The sequence below is a fragment of the Streptomyces sp. NPDC058289 genome, assembly GCF_042880975.1.
In the GTDB taxonomy this organism is placed as follows: domain Bacteria; phylum Actinomycetota; class Actinomycetes; order Streptomycetales; family Streptomycetaceae; genus Streptomyces; species Streptomyces stoeckheimensis.
The window spans coordinates 1-1,309 of record NZ_JBHVYI010000211.1; the positions used below are offsets into that span (position 1 = coordinate 1).

The following is a 1,309-nucleotide window of genomic DNA, read 5'->3' on the forward strand; positions in this document are numbered from 1 at the left end:
CGGTCGGGCGGGCGGTGCCGCCCCAGCCGTTGCGGGAGGTGTCGATCAGCATGCCGAGGTTCGCGTCGAAGCCCAGGGAGACCAGCTTGGTCCGCATGGCCTGGGCGTACGAGAGCTCGTCGGTGTACCGGTTCCAGTCGACCCACTTCGACTGGCGTACGGAGGTGCCGTTGACGGAGTCCTCGATCTTGAAGTGGTCTTCCTTCAGGGCGCTGTAGTTGGCGGTGTTCACGATGAAGCCGTGGACCTTGGACAGTGTGGAGCCCTCGGCGGTCGCCGCCTGCTTGAACATTTCGGCGGAGGCGCCGAAGTTGTCGTCCCAGCCGAGCCAGCCGTGGTGGCCCGCGTCCACGTAGTTGTAGACGTTGGCGATCGAGCCCAGCTTGTTCAGTGCGTAGCCGACGCCCTTGATGTAGTTGCCGTTGGCCTTCATCACATCGCAGTTGGCCGTGGCCGTGGGGCGGCCGGAGACGTTGGTGACCAGGTTGGGCAGGGAGTCGATCTCGACGGTGGTGACGATCCGCAGACCCGCGTACTTGGCGTCGGCGAGGATCGCGGCGATCGGATCGATGTAGGTGGTCTTGTACTTGTCGATCTCCGTCGGGCCCAGCTCGCCGTTGGAGGCGAGCGCCGCGCAGTCCCGACCGGGCAGGTTGTAGATCACCAGCTGGACGACCATTTCGCCGCTGCCCTTTTGGGCCAGCGCGGCGTCCAGGTGGGCGCGCAGGCCCATGGAGGTGCTCGATCCGGCGATGGCGGCGGTGCGGTCCAGCCAGACACCGGTGGGCTGGTTGGCGACCCTCGCGCCGCCGGGCTCGGCGGCGGCCTTGGCGGACCATTCGGGGTTCACGTACACCTTGGCACCGGCGTACGGGTTGTCGGCCTTGCCGCCTGACGGCGGCGGTGTCGTGGGCGGTGTCGTCGGGGGAGTGGTCGGGTCGGTGGTGCCGTTGCAGGTGACGCCGTTGAGCTTGAACGTCGCGGGCACGGTGTTCGTCCCGGTGTGCGAGCCGTTGAAGCCGAAGGAGGTCGAACCGCCCGTGGCCAGGTTCCCGTTGTACGAGAGGCTCTTGGCGGTCACGGCCGCCCCGGACTGGCTGATCGTGGCGTTCCAGCCCTGGGTGACCTGCTGGCCGTTCGCGTAGGACCACTCCAGGGTCCAGGAGGCCACCGGGTCGCCGGTGTTGGTGACGATCACGTTCGCGCCGAAGCCGGTGTTCCACTGGTTCGTGATCTGGTACTCGACCTTGCAGCCCGCGGCGGCGGCGCCGGCGGAGGTGCCGAACACGGTGGCGGTCGCGCCGGCGGC

Annotated in this window: 1 protein-coding gene; it reads right to left on the reverse strand. The window is 68.1% G+C overall.

Features of this window, described 5'->3' with window-relative positions; genetic code table 11:
• The coding region (locus ACFVX6_RS40900; protein WP_389699660.1) for a glycoside hydrolase family 6 protein at positions 1 to 1,309 on the reverse strand (1,309 nt) is incomplete at both ends.